This is a genomic window from Phenylobacterium sp. (genome assembly GCF_004799515.1).
Classification (GTDB): Bacteria; Pseudomonadota; Alphaproteobacteria; order Caulobacterales; family Caulobacteraceae; genus Phenylobacterium.
In genome coordinates this window covers 135,150-153,357 of record NZ_SSMX01000054.1, presented here as the reverse complement: position 1 = coordinate 153,357, position 18,208 = coordinate 135,150, and the positions used below count along the sequence as shown (strand labels likewise).

General features: G+C 69.7%; 17 protein-coding genes. 11 read left to right on the top strand and 6 right to left on the bottom strand.

All coding sequences use genetic code 11. The annotated features are described in order from the left end of the window. The first annotated feature begins 271 nt into the window (after window positions 1-271). The 4 genes from hemE (at window position 272) to rho (ending at window position 4,507) form a co-directional block, all read left to right on the top strand. Window positions 272-1,324, top strand: a complete 1,053-nt coding sequence (hemE, locus tag E8A49_RS22115; RefSeq protein WP_293386461.1) for a uroporphyrinogen decarboxylase — start codon at window positions 272-274, stop codon at window positions 1,322-1,324. Next, the gene (gene hemH, locus E8A49_RS22110; RefSeq protein ID WP_366928847.1) at window positions 1,321-2,370 is read left to right on the top strand and encodes a ferrochelatase; all 1,050 of its coding nucleotides are present in this window, start codon (window positions 1,321-1,323) and stop codon (window positions 2,368-2,370) included. The genes hemE and hemH overlap by 4 nt, the downstream gene beginning before the upstream one ends. Further along, window positions 2,367-2,837, top strand: coding sequence for a CopD family protein (locus tag E8A49_RS22105; protein ID WP_293386460.1), 471 nt, complete (start codon window positions 2,367-2,369; stop codon window positions 2,835-2,837). The genes hemH and E8A49_RS22105 overlap by 4 nt, the downstream gene beginning before the upstream one ends. A gap of 245 nt (window positions 2,838-3,082) precedes the next feature. Further along, window positions 3,083-4,507, top strand: coding sequence for a transcription termination factor Rho (gene rho / locus E8A49_RS22100; protein ID WP_293386459.1), 1,425 nt, complete (start codon window positions 3,083-3,085; stop codon window positions 4,505-4,507). Between the two features lie 91 nt (window positions 4,508-4,598). Here the strand turns inward: rho and E8A49_RS22095 are convergent, their stop codons facing one another. After that, the gene (locus E8A49_RS22095) at window positions 4,599-5,567 is read right to left on the bottom strand and encodes a quinone oxidoreductase (protein WP_293386458.1); all 969 of its coding nucleotides are present in this window, start codon (window positions 5,565-5,567) and stop codon (window positions 4,599-4,601) included. After that, window positions 5,567-6,277, bottom strand: a complete 711-nt coding sequence (locus E8A49_RS22090; RefSeq protein WP_293386457.1) for a dienelactone hydrolase family protein — start codon at window positions 6,275-6,277, stop codon at window positions 5,567-5,569. Before E8A49_RS22090 ends, E8A49_RS22095 begins: the two co-directional genes overlap by 1 nt. A 95-nt stretch (window positions 6,278-6,372) precedes the next feature. On the opposite strand from E8A49_RS22090, the gene E8A49_RS22085 reads away from it, so the two are divergent. The 7 genes from E8A49_RS22085 to E8A49_RS22055 all read left to right on the top strand — a co-directional run bounded on the left by E8A49_RS22085 (window position 6,373) and on the right by E8A49_RS22055 (window position 12,688). Beyond that, entirely contained in the window at window positions 6,373-6,615 is a 243-nt protein-coding gene (locus E8A49_RS22085; protein ID WP_293386456.1) for a DUF6489 family protein, read from the top strand. Further along, complete coding sequence (mnmE, locus tag E8A49_RS22080) at window positions 6,612-7,913, top strand: tRNA uridine-5-carboxymethylaminomethyl(34) synthesis GTPase MnmE (protein ID WP_293386455.1); 1,302 nt, start codon at window positions 6,612-6,614, stop codon at window positions 7,911-7,913. The genes E8A49_RS22085 and mnmE overlap by 4 nt, the downstream gene beginning before the upstream one ends. A gap of 99 nt (window positions 7,914-8,012) precedes the next feature. Continuing rightward, window positions 8,013-9,863 (top strand): tRNA uridine-5-carboxymethylaminomethyl(34) synthesis enzyme MnmG, encoded by a 1,851-nt coding sequence (gene mnmG, locus E8A49_RS22075; protein WP_293386454.1) that lies wholly within the window; start codon window positions 8,013-8,015, stop codon window positions 9,861-9,863. Further along, window positions 9,841-10,503, top strand: coding sequence for a 16S rRNA (guanine(527)-N(7))-methyltransferase RsmG (gene rsmG / locus E8A49_RS22070; protein WP_293386453.1), 663 nt, complete (start codon window positions 9,841-9,843; stop codon window positions 10,501-10,503). The genes mnmG and rsmG overlap by 23 nt, the downstream gene beginning before the upstream one ends. 7 nt (window positions 10,504-10,510) lie before the next feature. Next, window positions 10,511-11,299 carry an AAA family ATPase gene (locus E8A49_RS22065; protein ID WP_293386539.1) on the top strand — a complete coding sequence of 263 codons (789 nt, stop codon included), beginning with the start codon at window positions 10,511-10,513 and terminating at the stop codon, window positions 11,297-11,299. A gap of 10 nt (window positions 11,300-11,309) precedes the next feature. Then, window positions 11,310-12,182, top strand: coding sequence for a ParB/RepB/Spo0J family partition protein (locus E8A49_RS22060; protein WP_293386452.1), 873 nt, complete (start codon window positions 11,310-11,312; stop codon window positions 12,180-12,182). Then, window positions 12,179-12,688, top strand: coding sequence for a GNAT family protein (locus E8A49_RS22055; RefSeq protein ID WP_293386451.1), 510 nt, complete (start codon window positions 12,179-12,181; stop codon window positions 12,686-12,688). Before E8A49_RS22060 ends, E8A49_RS22055 begins: the two co-directional genes overlap by 4 nt. Here E8A49_RS22055 and E8A49_RS22050 read toward each other — a convergent pair. The 4 genes from E8A49_RS22050 to leuS all read right to left on the bottom strand — a co-directional run bounded on the left by E8A49_RS22050 (window position 12,685) and on the right by leuS (window position 18,173). Next, window positions 12,685-13,785, bottom strand: coding sequence for a hypothetical protein (locus E8A49_RS22050; protein WP_293386450.1), 1,101 nt, complete (start codon window positions 13,783-13,785; stop codon window positions 12,685-12,687). The two genes, E8A49_RS22055 and E8A49_RS22050, sit on opposite strands and share 4 nt — an antisense overlap. 85 nt (window positions 13,786-13,870) lie before the next feature. After that, window positions 13,871-14,923: a DNA polymerase III subunit delta gene (gene holA, locus E8A49_RS22045; RefSeq protein WP_293386449.1), complete on the bottom strand. Its 1,053-nt coding sequence runs from the start codon at window positions 14,921-14,923 to the stop codon at window positions 13,871-13,873. A gap of 12 nt (window positions 14,924-14,935) precedes the next feature. Then, complete coding sequence (gene lptE, locus E8A49_RS22040) at window positions 14,936-15,583, bottom strand: LPS assembly lipoprotein LptE (RefSeq protein ID WP_293386448.1); 648 nt, start codon at window positions 15,581-15,583, stop codon at window positions 14,936-14,938. A 1-nt stretch (window position 15,584) separates the two neighbouring features. Then, window positions 15,585-18,173: a leucine--tRNA ligase gene (leuS, locus tag E8A49_RS22035; RefSeq protein WP_293386447.1), complete on the bottom strand. Its 2,589-nt coding sequence runs from the start codon at window positions 18,171-18,173 to the stop codon at window positions 15,585-15,587. Window positions 18,174-18,208 lie beyond the last annotated feature (35 nt).

Here is an 18,208-nt window from a genome sequence, read left to right as displayed (position 1 = left end):
CAAAGGTTAACGAAACCCTAACCCTCTCGGGCGCTTGGCCGCCGTCCCCGCGATTCACAGGCCTGGGGACGGTCCGCCGCAACCTGCGGACGAGCTGGGGACAAGGGCCGCGTTGTCACGGGACGGTCACGGTTCTCCACGGCCTGGACAGGTTCTACCGCCGCTACTCCCGCCTTTTTCAAATCCTTTGAAGAGTAGAAGGACAGCTTTGCGGGCAGGATGTCCGCACCCGGACTTGAGCGGCGGACAAAGAGGCGATTTAAGACGGGTCATGAGCCAGACCACCCCGCGCCTCCTGCGAGCGCTCGCCGGCGAGACCCTGGAGCGTCCGCCCATCTGGTTCATGCGCCAGGCGGGACGCTCCCTGCCGGAATATCTGGAGCTGCGCACCCGGGCGAAGGACTTCATCTCCTTCTGCCACGACCCGGAGATGGCGGCGGAAGCGACCTTACAGCCCATGCGCCGTTTCCCGATGGATGCGGCCATCGTCTTCGCCGACATCCTGCTAATCCCCGGCGCGCTGGGCCAGGAGGTCTGGTTCGAGGCCGGCGAGGGGCCGAGGCTGGGCCCCTTGCCCGACATCGCGCGCATGGCTGACGAGGTCGAGGCTTCCACAGGCCGGCTGTCGGCAATCGGCGAGACGCTGCAGCGGGTGCGCGCCGAACTGGAGCCGGAGCGGGCGTTGATTGGCTTTGCGGGCGGGCCGTGGACGGTGGCGACCTACATGATCGAAGGCCGCGGGTCGCATCGCGAGATCTCGCGGACCTACGCCTACGAGCATCCGGAAGCGCTCGACGCCCTGCTCGACGTGCTGGTGGACGCCACCGCCAGCTACCTGGTGATGCAGGCCCGGTCCGGCGCCCAGGCGCTGAAGATCTTCGAAAGCTGGGCAGAGGGCCTGGCGGAAGACGTCTTCGAACGCATCGTCATCCGGCCACACCGCGCCATCGTGGAGAAGGTCCGCGCCGCCGGCGTCACCGCGCCCTTCATCGGCTTCCCGCGCGGGGCCGGCGCTCTGGTCGAGGCCTACGCGGCGGCCGTCCCGGTGCAAGGCGTCGGGCTAGACACCCAGGCCAGCGCAGCGATGGGTCAGCGGCTGCAGGCGAACGGCAAGACCATCCAGGGCGCACTCGACAACCTCCTGCTGCGCGCCGGCGGCAAGGCGCTGGACGCGCGGGTCGAGACGCTGTTGGCGCAATGGAACGGCGGACCCTACATCTTCAACCTCGGCCACGGGGTGATGCCGGACACCCCCATCGCCCACATCGCCCAGGTGGTGGCGCGAGTGACCGGCCAGCCGGTGAAGGTGATGGAAACGGCGTGAAGAAGCTCGCCGTCGTCCTCTTCAACCTCGGTGGGCCGGACAGTCTAAAGGCCGTAAAGCCTTTTCTTTTCAATCTGTTCCGTGATCCAGCTATCATCGACCTGCCGGCGGCGGCTAGGCTTCTGCTCGCGGCCTTCATCTCCACGACCCGGGGCAGGATGGCCCGGGCCAACTACGGCCGGATCGGCGGGGCCTCGCCGCTGTTGCCCCAGACCAGGGCCCAGGCGGCGGCCCTGGAAACGGCGCTCCAGGCTACGCGGCCGGAGGTCGAGACCCGCTGTTTCATCGCCATGCGCTACTGGACGCCGCTGGCCGCCGAGACCGCCGCCCAGGTGGCGGCCTTTGCGCCGGACGAGATCGTGCTCCTGCCGCTCTATCCGCAGTACTCGACCACCACCACCGCCTCGTCGCTGCAAGACTGGCTGAGCGTCTACAAGGGCTCGGGGCGCACACGGACCGTCTGCTGCTATCCGACCGCGCAAGGGCTGATCGAGGCGCATGTGCAGGCCATTGGGGCGGCGTGGGTCGCCGCCGGGTCGCCACCGAACCTGCGCCTGCTGCTCTCCGCCCACGGCCTGCCGCAGCGGGTGGTGGATGGCGGCGATCCCTACGAGGCGCAGGTGGAAGCCACGGCCGCCGCCATCGCAGAGCGCCTGCCGCAGTTTCCCGACTGGCGGGTCTGCTACCAGAGCCGCGTCGGCCGCCTGGTCTGGCTGGGGCCATCCACCGACGACGAGATCCGCAAGGCGGGCGCGGAGGGCAGGGGCGTGCTGATCGCCCCGATCGCCTTCGTTTCAGAGCATGTGGAGACCCTGGTGGAGCTCGACCACGACTACGCGCTTGTCGCCCGGGCTGCTGGCTGTTCGCCCTACCTGCGGGCCCAGACGCCGGGCCTCCAGGCGGACTTCATCGCCGAACTGGCCCGCGCGGTGCTGGGGGCGGCCGGCGGCGAGCACGATCTCGGCCCGCACGGCCCTTGGCGCTGTCCGGCCGGCCATGCGAAATGCGCGCTGCGCACGCGCCAGAACGCCGGAGCCGCGGCATGACCTACGACGGCGTCTATGATCCCCTGCGCGGCCTGCACATCCTGGCGGTGATCGCCTGGATGGCCGGCCTGCTCTACCTGCCGCGCCTCTTCGCCTACCACACCGAGACGGCGCCGCCCGGCAGCGAGTTCGACGGCCATTTCAAGGAATGGGAGCGCAAGCTCTACCGGATCATCATGACCCCGGCGATGACCCTGGCCTTCCTGCTGGGCCTGGCGCTGATCTGGGTCGACGCCCACCGGCACGGCGATGGCTGGAGGTTCCTGCTGGAGCCCTGGATGCTGACCAAATTGGCCGGCGTGGTTTTCCTGCTGTGGTGGCATCACTATCTGGGGCGGGCGCGCAAAGCCCTGGCCGAGGGCCGCCGGGACAAGACGTCAAGGTTCTGGCGCGCGACCAACGAGCTGCCGTTCCTGGCCGCCATCGTCATGGTCATGGCCGTCACGACCGAGTTCGGACACCCCTGACGCCGCCGGCTGCGGCTTGCGTGCTGCTTGACCCGGCGCGGGGTCTGTGGTTCCGATCTGCCCACGCGTCCGCAAGTCTGGCGCGCCCCGCCTTTTCTCCGGCCCTCCCGAGCGTTCGACGCTTGAGATGCGGACCGGCTCCCACACGAAGACGAAGACATCGGCGCGAAGCCCGCGCCCACATCATCCCAAGAAGCCCGCGTCCGGACTCCGTCCGGCGCTCGGGCGAAGACGAGTGACATCAGATGCAAGACGAAACCGAAACCCCGATCGCCAACGAAGCCTCGGAAAGCGAAACTCCCGAGCTGGAGACCGCCGAAGGCGCGGGCGCTGAAGCCGCGGCCGAGGAGGCCGCCGACTCGGACGAGCCGTCCGAGGTCTCCCTGGCCATCGCGAAGATGGGGCTCACCCGCATGAGCCTGCAGGAGCTGAAGGACAAGTCGCCGGCCGACCTCCTGGCCTTCGCCGAGATCTTCGAGATCGAGAACGTGAACTCCATGCGCAAGCAGGACATCATGTTCGCCATCCTGAAGGTGCTGGCCGAGGAAGGCATTGAAATCAGCGGCTCCGGCACCCTCGAAGTGGTGCAGGACGGCTTCGGCTTCCTGCGCTCGCCGGAGGCCAACTACCTGCCGGGTCCCGACGACATCTACGTCAGCCCCTCGCAGATCCGGAAGTTCGGCCTCAGGACCGGCGACAGCGTCGACGGCGCGATCCGCGCCCCGCGCGAGGGCGAGCGCTATTTCGCCCTGGTGAAGGTCGACCTGACCAACTTCGAGAACCCGGAGAACGTCCGGCACAAGGTGCTGTTCGACAACCTGACGCCGCTTTATCCCGACCAGCGCCTGAAGATGGAGATCGACGATCCCACCCTGAAGGACCGTTCGGGCCGGGTGATCGACATCGTGGCGCCGCTCGGCAAGGGCCAGCGCTGCCTGATCACCGCCCCGCCGCGGGTCGGCAAGACGGTGATGCTGCAGAACATCGCCAAGTCCATCGAGACCAACCACCCCGAGTGCTACCTGATCGTGCTCCTGATCGACGAGCGCCCGGAAGAAGTCACCGACATGCAGCGCACGGTGAAGGGCGAGGTGATCTCCTCCACCTTCGACGAGCCGGCGACCCGCCACGTGCAAGTCGCGGAAATGGTGATCGAGAAGGCCAAGCGCCTGGTGGAGCACAAGCGCGACGTGGTGATCCTGCTGGACTCCGTGACGCGCCTAGGCCGAGCCTACAACACCGTGGTGCCGTCCTCCGGCAAGGTGCTGACCGGCGGCGTCGACGCCAACGCCCTGCAGCGGCCGAAGCGCTTCTTCGGCGCGGCGCGGAACATCGAGGAAGGCGGCTCGCTGACCATCATCGCCACCGCCCTGATCGACACCGGCAGCCGGATGGACGAGGTGATCTTCGAAGAGTTCAAGGGCACGGGTAACTCGGAAATCGTCCTCGACCGCAAGGTCGCCGACAAGCGGGTCTACCCGGCCATCGACGTGATCAAGTCCGGCACCCGCAAGGAGGAGCTGATCACGCCGAAGGAGCACCTGACCAAGACCTACATCCTGCGCCGGATCATCAGCCCGATGGGCGCCCAGGACGCCATCGAGTTCCTGCTCGACAAGCTTCGGTCGACCAAGAACAACGACGAGTTCTTCCAGTCGATGAACACCTAGGCGAGAGGGCCTACCGGGTCCTACCCGTTCTACTTGTGTTTCACGTGAAACAGAGACGCCGCCGAGTTTCCGACTCGGCGGCGTTTTCGCGTCATGGGATCAGCAGGCTGGCGCCGATCGTCGACCGGCTTTCCAGGGCGCGGTGGGCGCTGGCCGCCTGGGCGAGCGAGAAGGTCTGGCCGATCTCGATCCCGATCTTGCCGGACCCGATCATCTCGAAGAGGGCCGCGGCGCTGGCCTCAAGTTCCTCCGCCGTCGCCAGGTAGTCGCCCATCGTCGGGCGGGTGAAGAACAGCGAGCCGTTGAGCATCAACTGGCGCGGCTCGACGGCGGGCGCGGGACCCGAGGCGTTGCCGAAGCTGACGAAGAGGCCGCGGCGCGCCAGGCTCTTCAGGGTGCCCTCGAAGGTGTCTTTGCCCACCGAGTCATAGGCGACCGGCACGCCCCGGCCGTCAGTGATCCGCCGCACCTCGGCGGCCACGTCCTGCTCGCGGTAGAGGATGATGTGGTCCGCGCCCAGCTCGCGAACCCGTTCGGCTTTCTCCTCGGAGCCTACGGTGGCGATGACCACAGCGCCCAGGGCTTTCAGCCACTGGGTCATGATCTGGCCAACCCCGCCGGCGGCGGCGTGGACCAGCACGGTCTCGCCGGCCTCGACCCGGTGCAGGCGGCGGATCAGGAATTCCACGGTCATGCCCTTCAGCAAGGCCGCGGCGGCGGTGCGCGCGTCGATCCCGGCGGGGACCTTCACGGCGCGGTCGGCCGCGACCGCATTGAGCTCGGCATAGGCGCCGGGTGTGCCGGCGTAGGCGACCGGGTCGCCGACCTTGAAGCGGGTGACGCCGTCGCCCACCGCCTCGACCACGCCGGCGGCTTCCGACCCCAGGCCCGACGGCAGCTTCATCGGATAGAGGCCGGAGCGCTGGTAGGTGTCGATGAAGTTGATGCCGATCGCCTGGTGGCGGATCAGGATCTGGCCGGGCCGGGGCTCAGGCGTGTCGACCTCGACGAGTTCGAGGACCTCGGGGCCGCCGGTCTGGGAAAAACGGATCGCACGCATCAGTCCTGGCCCCCCGCCTTCAGCGTCCGCTCAAAGAACTGCAGGGTGCGGCCGTTGGCGAGCTTGGCGGCCTCGGCGTTGAAGTGCTCCCCGCCCTCACGCGCGAAGGCGTGGTCGCAGCCGGCATAGGTGTGGACCTCGATCTGCGGATGGTCTTTGAGCGCCGCCAGGATCACAGCTTGGGCCGGCCTGGGCACGAACTGGTCCTCCTCGGCGATGTGCATCAGGAGCGGATGGGTCAGCTTCTCCGCCTCGGCGACCCGGTTCTCCAGCCCCACGCCATAGTATGAGACCGACGCGTCGGCGTCGGTGCGGCAGGCGGTGAGGAAGGCGAGCTGGCCGCCCAGGCAGAAGCCGACGTCGCCCACCTTGCCGTTGCAGCCCGCGTCCTTGCGGATGTGGGCGATGGTGGCGGCGATGTCGGTCACGCCCGCCTCGACGTCAAAGGCGTTGAACAGCTCGAACGCCCGCTTCCACTCGGCCTCGGTCCTGTCGGTGATGTCGATGCCGGGCTCGATCCGCCAGAAGAGGTCGGGGCAGATCGCCAGGTAGCCCTGGCCCGCCAGTCCGTCGGTGACGTCGCGCATCACCTGGTTGACCCCGAAGATCTCCTGGATGACCACCACCGCCGGGGCGGAGGCCGCGCTTGGCCGCGCCACATAGGCCTCGAAGGTCCCGTCCTTGCCGGTGATCGTCGTCCGCTCGCCCATGGGTGGTCTCCAGATTGTCAGGTGGCTTTACGCCAGGGCTACTAGCGCGCCGGGCCGCCGCGCGGCCATATGCAATTCGAACGGGAGACATGGTCATGAAGATGACGGTCGAAGTGGACTGCACGCCCGAGGAAGCCCGGCGTTTCCTGGGCCTGCCGGACGTCAGTGCTCTGAACGAGCATATGGTCGACGAGATGAAGAAGCGGATGGAGGCGAACATGTCGATGATCGCCCCCGAAGAGCTGATGAAGAACTGGATGAGTTTCGGCCAAGGGGCCCAGGAGCACTTCCGCAAGCTGATGGAAGCGGGCCTCAGCGGGGCGGCGGCCCGGAAATGACTGACACCATCTTCGCCCCGACCACGGCCCCCGGCCGGGCCGCGGTGGCGGTGGTGCGGCTCTCGGGCCCGGCGACGGCGGAGGCGGTGCGCACTCTGTCTGGCCGGCTGCCCGCGGCGCGGCGGGCGAGCGTGCGGCGGCTGGCCCACGCGGGGGTCGAGATCGACACGGCGCTGGCGCTCTGGTTCCCGGCGCCGGCCAGCTACACCGGCGAGGACTGCGCCGAATTCCATGTCCATGGCGGCCCGGCGGTGGTGGCGGCCCTGCTGGAGGCCCTGGCGTCCCTCGGCCTGCGCCTGGCGGAGCCCGGGGAGTTCACCCGTCGCGCCTTCGAGCACGGCAAGCTGGACCTCGCCCAGGCCGAGGGCGTCGCCGACCTGGTGGACGCCGAGACGGAAGGCCAGCGGCGCCAGGCCCTCGACCAGTTGGGGGGACGGCTCTCGGAGGCGCAGGCGCGTTGGCGCGACGGCCTGATCCGCGCCTCGGCCATGCTGGAGGCCGCCGTCGACTTCCCCGATGAAGAGTTGCCCGCCGATGTCGCCCGCCGCGCCCGGCCGATCCTGGAGATCCTCGCCGACGAGCTGGAGGCCGCCGCGGCCGATGTGGCGCGGGGCGAGCAGGTACGGGAAGGCTTCCGCATCGCCCTCCTGGGCGCACCTAACGCCGGGAAGAGCACGCTGCTGAACGCCCTGGCCAAGCGCGAGGCGGCGATTGTCTCGGCGACGCCGGGCACCACACGCGACATCATCGAGGTTCCCATGGTGCTGGGCGGCTACAAGGTGGTGATCGCCGACACCGCCGGCCTGAGGGAGACGGTCGATGAGATCGAGGCCGAGGGCGTGCGCCGCGCCGAGGCCTGGGCGGAGGGCGCAGGCCTGCGGGTCTGGCTGGTGGACGGCTATGGCGACCCCGAACCGGAGGTTCCGGCCTCCCTGCGGCGGGGCGATATCGTGCTCCTGACCAAGCGCGATCTGGGCGAGGGCCTGGAGGGCCTGCCGGGCGAACCCTTCACGGCGAAGAGCCCCAACGACGTGGCCTGGCTGGAGCGGGCCCTGACGGACACCGTCGTGGAGGCTCTGGCGGGTGGCGAGCCGCCCGCCGCCACCCGCCTGCGACACCGCGACCTCTTGGGCGAGGCCGCCCAGCGCCTGCGCCACGCCCTGGCGGAGGAGGAGGCCGTCGAACTGGCTGCCGAGGACGTGCGCCTGGCCGCCCGGGCGCTCGACCGCATCACCGGCCGCATCGATCCCGAGGACGTCCTGGGCCGGATCTTCTCGACCTTCTGCATCGGGAAGTGAGCGCGCAGCGACTCATCCCCGCGAAAGCGGGATCCAACCGGCCTCGCGTCACTGTTTCACGTGAAACACCGCCGCCCTTCGACTATAGGCTGCCGCCCTATGTCCTGGGATGTGATCATCATCGGCGGCGGCCATGCCGGCTGCGAGGCGGCGGCCGCCTCGGCGCGGTTCGGCGCGCGCACCCTGCTGCTCACCCACAAGCTCGAGACCATCGGGGAGATGAGCTGCAATCCGGCCATTGGCGGCCTCGGCAAGGGCCATCTGGTGCGGGAGATCGACGCCCTGGACGGGCTGATGGGCCGGCTGGGCGACAAGGCGGGCATCCAGTTCCGGCTGTTGAACCGCTCCAAAGGCGCGGCGGTGCGCGGGCCGCGCTCGCAGATCGACCGCCGGCTCTACCGTGAGGCCATGCAGGCCGAGCTGGCCGCGACGCCCAACCTGACGATCGTCGCCGAAGCGGTGGAGGACCTGATCCTCGACGCGGCCGGCGGGGTCACCGGCGTCCTGGGCGCCAGCGGCCAGGCCTACGCCGCCGGCCGCGTGGTGCTGACCACCGGGACCTTCCTCAAGGGGGTCATCCACCGCGGCGACGAGCGCATTCCCGCCGGCCGGGTCGGCGACGCGCCGGCCATCGGGCTCTCCGACCGGCTCTATGCCAGCGGGCTGAAGATGGGCCGGCTGAAGACCGGCACGCCGGCGCGGCTCGACGGCTCGACCATCGCCTGGGACCGGCTGGAGATGCAGGCGGCGGACGACGAGCCCGTGCCGTTCTCCTTCCTGACCGAGGCGATCACGGTCCCGCAGATCGCCTGCGGGATCACCTACACGACCACGGAAACCCACAAGATCATCGCCCAGCGTCTCGGCGAGAGCGCCGTCTATGGCGGCAAGGCCACCGGCGTCGGACCGCGCTACTGCCCCTCCATCGAGGACAAGGTGGTCCGCTTCGCCGACAAGACCAGCCACCAGGTGTTCCTGGAGCCGGAAGGCTTGACCGACGACACGGTCTATCCCAACGGCATCTCGACCTCGGTGTCGGAAGAGACCCAGGACCTCTTCCTGCGCACCATGCCGGGGCTCGAGGCGGTGCGGGTGCGGCGCTACGGCTACGCCATCGAATACGACTACGTGGACCCCCGCGAGCTCTATCCGACCCTGGTGGCCAAGCGGCTACCGGGCCTCTACCTGGCCGGCCAGATCAACGGCACCACCGGCTATGAGGAGGCGGCCGCGCAAGGATTGGTGGCCGGCCTGAATGCGGCGCGGGCGGCCTCGGGCCTGGACGCGGCGTCCTTCGCCCGCGACGAGGCCTATATCGGCGTCTTGATCGACGACCTGGTGACCCGCGGCGTCACGGAACCCTATCGGATGTTCACCAGCCGGGCGGAGTTCCGCCTGCTGTTGCGCGCCGACAATGCCGACCAGCGGCTCACCGCCAAGGGCGAGGCCCTGGGCGTGGTCGGGTCCGATCGCGCGAAGGCCTTCGCGGCGAAGGCCGGCGCCCTGGCCGCCGCGCGCGCCGAGGCGGCCGCGCTTACCTTGACGCCCCCCCAGGCGGAGAGGGCCGGCCTGCCGGTGAAGGCCGACGGGCAGCGGCGCAATCTCACCGAGCTCCTGGCCTATCCGACCATCGCCTTCGCCGACCTCGCGCGTATCTGGCCGCAGATCGCGGCCTGGCCGCCCGCCGTTCGCGAGCAGGTGGAGATCGACGCCGCCTATGCCGGCTATCTCGACCGGCAGGCCGCCGACGTGGCCGCCTTCCGCCGCGACGAGGACCTCACACTGCCTGCGGAGCTGGACTACGCCCAGGTGGGCGGGCTCTCCAACGAGGCGCGCGAGAAGTTGGCCGCGGTGCGCCCGCTGACCCTGGGCCAGGCCGCCCGCATCGAAGGCGTCACGCCCGGCGCGCTCACCGCACTCCTGGCCCATGTCCGCCGCCGCGCCGCCTGACGCCGCTCCGGCGCCGCTCATGGATGCGGATGGTTTCGCCGCCGTCAGCGGGGCCACACCGTCGCAGATGGCCGACCTGGAGCGGTTCCGGACGCTCCTGGCCGAGCGCAACGAGGTCATGAACCTGGTGGGTCCCGCGACCCTGCCGGACTTCTGGAACCGTCACGCCTGGGACTCCGCCCAGCTCACGCGCCTGGCGCCCGAAGCCCGCGTGTGGGCCGACCTGGGCGCCGGCGCCGGTCTGCCCGGCCTGGTGCTGGCTATACTCTTCAAAGGCCGCGAGGACGCGCACATCCACCTCGTGGAGAGCATGACCAAGCGCTGCAAGTTCCTCTCCGAAGTGGTTGTGGCGCTGGAGCTTCCGGCCACCGTGCACAACGCGCGTGCGGAAAACCTCGAGCTTCCTGTGGAGATCGTCACCGCGCGGGCTTGTGCGCCGCTCCACCGCCTGCTCGGGTACGCCCGGCCCTACCTTCAGGGCGGCGCCACGGGCCTGTTCCTCAAGGGACAAGATGTGGTAGCTGAAATGCGGGAAGCCGCTAGATATTGGGAATACGAGGCAGACGCCGTGCCATCCAAGAGCGACCCCCGCGGCCGCATCCTTCGCGTGAAGAGGCTCGGCCGTGCCCGTAGGGTCTGACCAGACCTTGCGCGTCCTGGTGGTCGCCAACCAGAAGGGCGGGGTGGGCAAGACCACCACCGCCATCAACCTCGGCACGGCGCTGGCCGCGGTGGGCGAGCGCGTGCTGCTGATCGACTCAGATCCGCAGGGAAACGCCTCCACCGGTCTCGGCATCGGCCGGGCGCAGCGCAAGAACACCCTTTATGACGTGCTGATGGGCGAAAAGCCGCTGGCTGAGGCCTTGGTGAAGTCCACGGTGCCGGGCCTGGACGTGGTGCCTTCGGACCCGGACCTCTCGGGCATCGAGATGGAGTTGGCCCAGCAGGCGCGGCGCTCCTACAAGCTGCGCGACGCCCTCGAAGCGGTGCGGGAGGCCGGGACCTACAGCTATGTGCTGATCGACTGCCCGCCGTCGCTGAACCTCTTGACCGTCAACGCCATGGCCGCCGCCGACGCGGTGCTGGTGCCCTTGCAGTGCGAGTTCTTCGCGTTGGAGGGCCTGAGCCAGCTGATGCGCACCATCGAGCTGGTCCACCAGAGCCTGAACCCCAAGCTGGAGATCCAGGGGATCGTGCTGACCATGTTCGACCGCCGCAACGGACTGTCGGCCCAGGTGGCCAACGACGTGCGCGGCCACTTCGGCGAGACCGTCTACCAGACGGTGATCCCCCGGAACGTGCGGGTCTCCGAGGCGCCCAGCTTCGGCAAGCCCGCCCTCGTCTACGATCTGAAATGCGCGGGCAGCCAGGCCTATCTGCGGCTGGCCCGCGAGGTGGTGCTGCGCGAGCGCGCCCGCCGCAAAGTCGCGGCGTAAGGGAGGTTCGATGGCCGAGGGCCGCAGAGGATTGGGCCGGGGGCTTTCGGCCCTGCTGGACGAGGCGGGCGACGGCGACGGGCCGGCCGGCGGCGGCGAGGGCGCGCGGGAGATCCCGATCGAGCTGGTCCACCGCAACCCCGACCAGCCGCGCCGCCACTTCCCGGAGGCCGAGATCGCCGAGCTGGAGGCCTCGATCCGCGACAAGGGCGTCCTGCAGCCGATCCTGGTGCGTCCCTCGCCCAAGACCCCGGGCGAATACGAGATCGTCGCCGGCGAACGCCGCTGGCGCGCGGCCCAGCAGGCGGGGCTGAAGGCGATCCCGGCCCTGGTCCGGGTGCTGGACGACGACCGCGCCTTCGAGATCGCCATCGTCGAGAACGTCCAGCGCGAGGACCTCAACGCCATGGAAGAGGCGCAGGCCTACCAGACGCTGATGCGCCGCATGGCCTACACCCAGGAGAGGGCCGCCGAGGCGGTGGGCAAGTCGCGCAGCCACGTGGCCAACACCCTTCGCCTGCTGCAGTTGCCGGAGGCGGTGCAGGACCATGTGCTGTTCGGCCGCCTGACCGCCGGCCACGCGCGCGCCATCCTGGCGGCGGCCTATCCCGAGGTCCTGGCGCAGACCATTGTCGAGAAAGGCCTTTCCGTGCGCGACGCGGAGGCCCTGGCCAAGAAGGGCGCCGACCCCGGCGCCGGCGGCAAGGGCTCCGGCCCGCGCCGCTCGAAGGATACCGACACCGCGGCCCTTGAGGTCGATCTGGAGGATGTGCTGGGCATGAAGGTGGATATCGTCGACCGTGGCGGCGCTGGCGAGCTGAAGATCAAGTACGCGACCTTGGAACAGCTCGACGACCTCTGCCGCCGGCTGACCCGCGCATGACCGTCCTGGCCGAAGGCAATCTGGTCCGCCTGCGCACGATCCGGGTCCCGGATCTCAAGGCCGCCGTCGCCCACCCCTACAGTCTCTCGGCCACCGAGCCGATGACCGACCTGGGCTGGGCCCGCTCGGTCCACGACCAGACCGGTTTCTGGACCCCCAAGGCCGGCGTCGCCGCCTTCGAGGTGGCGGAGCGCCTGATCGGCACCATGCAGTTCTATTCGCCGGGCCCGACCGTGCATGGCTTCGAGATCGGCTATTCGGTCCACAACGAGGACGATCGCGGCAAGGGCTTTGGCTCGGAAGCCCTGCGCCTCTTCTCCGACCTGCTGTTCGCCCAGCACCCGGAATGCCATCGCCTGCAACTGATCATCGCCGTGGAGAACTTCGCCGATGCGCGCACGGTGGAGCACTGCGGCTATGCCGCCGAGGGCACGCTGCGCAAGGCGCACTACACCGCCCCGGGCGAGCCCGCGGATTGCCTGATCTATAGCCGCGTAAGGGACTAGGACCCTTCGCCGTCCTCGGCGTCGGCGGCCTTGGCCTTCTGGTCGACGTTGGTCGGCGCGGTCTTGTGGCCTGTGCGGTCTTCCTCGCGGGCGCCCTGTAGGATGCCGACCAGGCCGTAGTTCCCCTCGTGGCAGGCGTATTCGTAGACCTGACCGGTGATGCGGGAGAACTCGTACTCGCCGCCCCAGGGCTGGGCGAAGACCGTGGGGTCCTCCACCCAGAAGGCGTAGTGCATCTTGTCCTTGCCCGTGCGGGTGAAGCGCTCGGTGACCTTCAGATGTTCGGAGGCGCCGCGGAACACCTGCTGCGGGTTGAAGTTGGTGGTCTCCACCACCAGCGTCGGGCCCTCCCAGTGGCCGACGGAATCGCCCAGCCAAGGCCGGATCGACGCCGGCAGGTGCTGGGTGGTGTTCAACCGCACGTGGCGCACGTCGTGCACCATCTCGACGTCAATGGCGACCTCGTCCTTGGTCTGCACGACCTGGTAGGTGTTGTTGTAGAGGCCCGGGAGCATGACCGGGCCTGACGAGTTGCCGAACGACAGCAGGCACCGCTCGCCCAGCGCGCGGGTCTCGGGGTTGTCGCTGGGGCTCTGGCCCGCCGGCAGGGCGCGGCCGTAGAGGTTGACCTTGATGTCCTTGCGCATCGGCACCTTGCCGTCGGCCGTCGAGGTGATGAAGCCGTTCCGCGGCTGGCCGTTCACCCGCATCACCAAGCTGCCCGGATCGGTCCAGGCGGCATTGTAGTTGCAGTCGGTGCCGCGGCCCCCGGAGCAGTCGGCCGGCAGGTCGGTGACCTTGGCGTTGGGGTCGGTGGGCTTGTTGCCCAGGTCGATCTGGGCCTGGGTGCGGGCCTCGATCTTCTTCGCCTCGGCGTCGGTTAGGACCAGGTTCTGCCCGTAGCGCGGATTGCGCTCGAGGCGGGTCACCGCGACGTTGGTCCAGACGCCCTGAAGGTCGGGGTGACCATCGGCGGCGAGTGGCGCCTTGTAGCCGGTGGCCGGCGGGGCGGGCGGCTGGGCATGGGCTAGCGGCGGCAGGGCAAGGGCCACGAAAGCTGTGGAAAAGGCCAGCGCCTTCAAGGTCTTCGCCAACATGCCCGGCTCCCATATCTGTTTGCAGTCTTCGCTGCCTATGGGTGGAGTATCCGAGCCTTGCCGCGTTCCGGCAAGAGGCCGGCGATCAGAGGCCCAGGCGCCGCGCGCGGCTGGCCACGGTAAGCGCCAGGCGCTCGGCGATCAGCTGGTCCGGCGCGCCCGCGGTCTTGCACAGGCGGTCGGCGTCCAGCACCTGCGGCTGGATGCGGTCGAGCTCGTCGAGGGTCCAGGACCGGGCCTGGCGCAGGAACTCCCGCTCCTGCTTCCAGAAGACGCCCGCCGCCTTGGCCGCCTCCTGCAGACCGGCGCCGCTCCTGGCCAGGGTGAGCGTCCGGCGCAGGCGGCCCAGGTGCATCCCCATGGCCCGCACGGCGGCCGGACCGCTTTCGCCCTCCTGGGCCGCACGCCGCAGGCCGGCCTGGGCGTCTGCGAGGCGTCCGCCAAACGCGTCGGCGGCGGCGTCGGAGAGCGAGGCCTCGGGCTCGACGCCCAGGAAGGCCTCCAGGTCGGCCGGCGTGGCGGTCGCCCCGCTGCCGGGACCCAGGAACAGCGCCAGCCGCTCGATCTCCTGGCGCGCCACGCCGCGCTCCTTGGGCATCCGCGCCACGAAGAGCTGCAGGGCCTCGGAGGTGAGCGAGAGGCTGTCGCGGGCCAACGCCTCGCGCACCTGGCGGGCCACGTCGCCGGGCTCGTCCTCGTAGCAGGGGACGGCCGCGACCGCGGGCGCCTTCTCGGCCACCTTGCGCAGGGCGGAGTCGCGGCCAAGCGCGCCGGCCTCGATCAGCAGGAAGGCGTCGGGGTTCAGCTCGCCCGCGGCGTGGCGGGTCAGGGCTTCGGCGGCCAGCTTGTCGAGGCCCGCCTTCTCGGTGGCGAACCGCAGCCGGACCAGCCGGCGGCCACCCATCAGCGACTGGGCCGCCAGCTCGCCCTCCAGCCGCCCGGCGTCGGCGTCGAGGTCGCCGTCGGTGAGCTGGGCGACGTCGAAGGGGTCGTTGGGGTCCTTGGCGATCTTCGCCGCCAGCTCCTGCCCGCGCTCGCGCACCACGCCCATGTCGCGGCCGTAGATCAGGGCCGCGCGCACCGCCGCGTCGGGGCGGCTCAGGAAGCGTTCGACGTCGGGGCGCTTGCCGAGGATCATCGTCCTCGGCGCCTAGGTCGGTCCCGCGCCCGGCGGCACCTCGAGCGGGGTGGTGTGCTGGGTCCCGAGGCTCTCGGCGGGCGAGGACTTGCCGACGGTCTCGGTGGGGATGGTGGTGCCGGCCGGCGGCGGGACCACCTTCTGCGGCGTGTTCGCCTTCGGCTCGCCGGTGGCGATCCAGGCGGCGAGCTCCAGCTGGATGCGCTCGGCGGCCTGTTCGGCGCCCCGGTCGGCGGCGTCCTGCTCGGCGGCGATGGAGGCGTAAGGCTGGTCGGCGGAGTCGTAGGTGACTTCCACCCGCACCCGGCCCTTCTTGGCTACGTCGCCGCCCGGGATGTTGGTCAGGGTGTAGTCGGCGGTCAGCACATATTCGTAGCGGGTGGCGACGTTGTCGGTGCGGATGCCGCGCGGATAGCGCGCCTCGCCGATGCTCAGGTGCATGGCGTATTTGGCCGTCTCGTCGCGCTTGCGGCCGAAGGCGTCTTCCAGGTGCTGGCCCAGCAGGAAGCCGGTGCGGCCCTTGGGCGCGGTCACGTCGATGACCGCCAACTTGGAGGTCACGCCGGGCGCGCCATAGAGCGGGGTGAAGCCGCAGCCGCCGAGCAGCAGGCTCGCGGCCAGGGCCGCCGCCGCCAGCAAAGGCGAGGCGAGGCGGGCCATCTCAGGCGGCCACGATGTTGACGATACGGTCGGGCACCACGATCACCTTGCGGATGGTCAGGCCCTCAAGGCGCCGTGCGATCTCCGGGTCGTCAAGCACGATCTTCTCCACCTCGGCGCTGGAGGCGCCGGCCGGAGCGGAAATCTCGCCGCGCCGCTTGCCGTTGACCTGCACCGGCAACACCCGCACCGCATCCTCGGTGAGCGCCGCGTCGAAGGCCGGCCAGTCCGCCGCCACCACCATACCCACGCCGCCGATCCGGCCCCAGCACTCTTCCGCCAGGTGCGGGGTGAAGGGCGCGATCAGCCGGGCGAAGACCGACAGCGCCTCGTGGCGCGCGGCCGCCAGCGCCGGTGAGGCGCCGGACGTCGGATTGGCCTTCAAGAGGTTCAGGAATTCGTAGAGCCGAGCGATCCCGGAGTTGAACCGGAAGGTGTCGATGGCCTCGGTGACCTGCTTGGTCAGCTTGTGGGTCGCCCGGCGCAGGGCCGTGGCGGTCTCATCCGCGCCGCCGCCGTCGGCCGTCGGCGCGCCGTCCGGCTGGCTGTCGAACTCCTCCCAGACCCGGTTCACAAAGCGCCACGCGCCCTGGACGCCGGCGTTCGACCACTGGGCGTCGCGCTCGGGCGGGCTGTCGGAGAGCACGAACAGCCGCGCGGCGTCGACGCCATAGACCTCGAAGATCTCCTCCGGGGCCACGGTGTTCTTCTTCGACTTCGACATCTTTTCGACGTCGCCGATCACCACAGGCTCACCGGTCTCGATCAGCCTGGCCAGGCGGGTCTTGCCCTCGGCGGTGACCTCGACGTCCTTGGGCTCCAGCCACTCGCCGCCCTGCCGGCGGTAGGTCTCGTGAGTGACCATGCCCTGGGTGAAGAGGCCCGAGAAGGGCTCGCGCACCGAGAGCTGGCTATCGTCGGCCAGGGCCTTGGTGACGAAGCGGGCGTAGAGCAGGTGCAGCACCGCGTGCTCGATACCGCCGATGTACTGGTCGACCGGCAGCCAGTAGTCCGCCGCGGCCTTGTCGATCGGCTGAGGGAAGTCCGGGTTCGTGAAGCGGGCGAAGTACCAGGACGAGTCCACGAAGGTATCGAGAGTGTCGACCTCCCGGATCGCCGGGCCGCCGCATTGCGGGCAGGTGGTGTGCTTCCAGGTCGGATGGCGGGCCAGCGCATTGCCGGGCTTGCCGAACTCCAGGTCGTCGGGCAGGGCGATGGGCAGGGCGGACTTGGGCAGCGGGACCACGCCGTCCTTGTCGCAATGCACCACCGGGATCGGGCAGCCCCAGGCGCGCTGGCGGGCCACGCCCCAGTCGCGCAGGCGGAAGACCGTCGCGCCCCGGCCCTGGCCCAGCGCCTCGATGCGGGCGATCGCCGCGGCCTTGGCGGCCTCGATGTCCAGGCCGTCCAGGAACTTGGAGTGGAAGATCTTGCCGGGGCCCGTGTAGGCCTCGTAATCGATGCGGAAGGTCTTCGGATTCTCGCCCGGCGGCAGCACCACGGGGATCACCGGCAGACCGTACTTGCGCACGAAGTCCAGGTCGCGCTGGTCGTGGGCCGGGCAGGCGAAGATCGCGCCCGTGCCATAGTCCATCAGGATGAAGTTGGCGATCCAGACCGGCAGCTCCCAGTCGGGCTCGAAGGGGTGCTTCACCTTGAAGCCTGTGTCGAAGCCCAGCTTCTCGGCGGTGTCGATCTCGGCCTGGGAGGCGCCGCCCTTCTTGCACTCGGCGATGAAGGCGGCGGCCTTGGGGTCCCTGGCCGCAATCTGCTCGGCCAGCGGATGGTCCGGCGCGATGCCCACGAAGCTCGCGCCGTAGAGGGTGTCGGGGCGGGTGGTGTAGACCTCCAGCCCGTCCTCCAGGCCGGTCGGCGAGGCGCCGGCGAACTTGAAGGCGAACCGCAGCCCCTTGGAGCGGCCGATCCAGTTCTCCTGCATGACCCGGACCTTCTCGGGCCAGCGGTCCAGGCTCGCCAGGTCGTCGGTGAGCTGATCTGCGTAGTCGGTGATGCGCAGGAACCATTGGTTCAGCTTGCGCTTCTCGACCACCGCCCCGGAGCGCCAGCCGCGGCCGTCCACCACTTGCTCGTTGGCCAGCACGGTCTGGTCGACCGGGTCCCAGTTGACCAGGCCTTCGCGGCGATAGACCAGGCCCCGGGCATAGAGGTCGAGGAACAGCGCCTGCTGCTGGCCATAGTAGGCCAGATCGCAGGTGGCGAACTCGCGGGACCAGTCGATGGAGAGGCCCAGCTCCTTCAGCTCCGAGCGCATCCGGGCGATGTTGTCGTAGGTCCAGGCCTTGGGGTCGACGCCGCGCTCCATGGCGGCGTTCTCGGCGGGCAGGCCGAAGGCGTCCCAGCCCATGGGATGCAGGACCGAGAAGCCGCGGGCGCGCTTGAAGCGGGCGATCACGTCGCCCAGGGCATAGTTGCGCACATGGCCCATGTGCAGACGCCCCGACGGATAGGGGAACATCTCCAGCACATAGTACTTGGGCTTGCCGGGCGTCATCACCGCGCGGAAGGCGTCGGCGTCCGTCCAGGCCTTACGCCACCTGGGCTCGGTCTCTTTCGGGTTGTAGCGGGCCATCGAGGAGGCTTTGGACTGGAGTGGGAGGTCCGGTC